At 36.6% G+C, this 1,509-nt stretch carries 1 protein-coding gene and 1 pseudogene; both read left to right on the forward strand.

The window, feature by feature from the left end:
* A partial coding sequence (locus tag F927_RS17260) for a hypothetical protein (RefSeq protein WP_005086800.1) occupies positions 1-402 on the forward strand: 402 nt, incomplete at its 5' end.
* Positions 403-1,017: 615 nt separating this feature from the next.
* Positions 1,018-1,509, forward strand: a pseudogene (locus F927_RS17375) (beta strand repeat-containing protein); the annotation flags it as partial.

Below are 1,509 nucleotides of genomic sequence, written 5' to 3' on the forward strand. Positions count from 1 at the left end.
GATATCATTCAACATATCGTGGGTGATGATCTTCTTGGCGGAGGCATCCTCGGAAGCATCGGTGGTGGAATTGGCGGTGATGGCGGTTTATTAAGCCCAATCACTGGCATCATTGGTGGTATCGGTGGTGGTGACGGCGGCGTATTAGCGCCTATCACAGGTATTCTCAGTGGAGATATAGTCGGCAATCTTGGTGGCTTATTATCGATTAACTTGGGGGATAACTGTGGTTGTACTAGCTCGAATGGTGGCGTAGATAATATTCTAAACTCTGTTCTAGGTGCTGCGTCTTCATCTCAAATCTTCTCGATGAGTGGATCAACAACCAACTTCACAGACAATCTATCGATTCCAAGCTTGAACTTAAACGAACAACTCTTTGGAAATAGTAGTCTTTTCTAATCCTCCCCAAATCAAAAAACCGCTGACAATAGTTGGCGGTTTTTTATATGACGAGTCCTTGTGCCTCTATCATTGTTTACACAACGTTTCCGTAAACGATTCTAAATTAATAAGTATTATTAATAGCTCCTAAAAAGAGCATGAAATAGCAGATCAGATAATACGAATGAGAATATAGATAATTAAATCTTAATTCATTGAAATGTATTAATAATTTAAAAAAATAGGTTTAGCAGAAATATTTACTTTCAAACAAATAACAAATTTCATAAACTCCAAACCAGACACTTTTATCATCATCTAAAATAAATCTTCATATACAATTCAATTCATTGATTTCTAAACTTAAAAATATAAATCACATCAGCATAATCAACGATTAAAGCAAAGGCTTAGCGAGAAATACAAAAGAAAAATCTACCAATAAACAATAAAATTCAATAGCCTACTTAATATTAATTCATATTTAACAATTAACTGCAAAGCATCACATAGATTGACAAAATAATTGAAAAGAATAACATTAAAAATGATTAATGCGACACAAATCACAATATACGCAATCACTAAATAATCGAATCACAACAACACAACTTTAAAAATATAGGTAAAATTATGCTATTCAAAAGTCTTCTTTCACCCATAAAAAGTATTACCTCAAGCCTAATTGACAGTAATACCTCATCAGCTAGTACTTCTGCCCTAGCGCCTCTTTCACTTTCAACAATTACAAATATTCTTTCCCCAACTACAGTTACAAATACAATTAGCAGTATTACTAATGATATCGATAACAATCCTTTAAACACCGTAACAAGCATTGTGGGTGGTAGTAGTGGTGGCTTATTGAGTCCCATCACTGGCATTATTGGTGGTATCAGCGGCGGTGGTGATGGCGGTTTATTAAGTCCAATCACAGGTATTATTGGCGGTATCAGCGGCGGTGGTGACGGCGGTTTATTAAGTCCAATCACTGGTATTATTGGTGGTATCAGCGGCGGTGGTGGCGGCGGTTTATTAAGTCCAATCACTGGTATTATTGGTGGCATCAGCGGCGGTGGTGATGGCGGTTTATTAAGTCCAATCACTGGTATTATTGGTGGTATC

The organism is Acinetobacter haemolyticus CIP 64.3 = MTCC 9819 (assembly GCF_000369065.1).
GTDB classification, from domain to species: domain Bacteria; phylum Pseudomonadota; class Gammaproteobacteria; order Pseudomonadales; family Moraxellaceae; genus Acinetobacter; species Acinetobacter haemolyticus.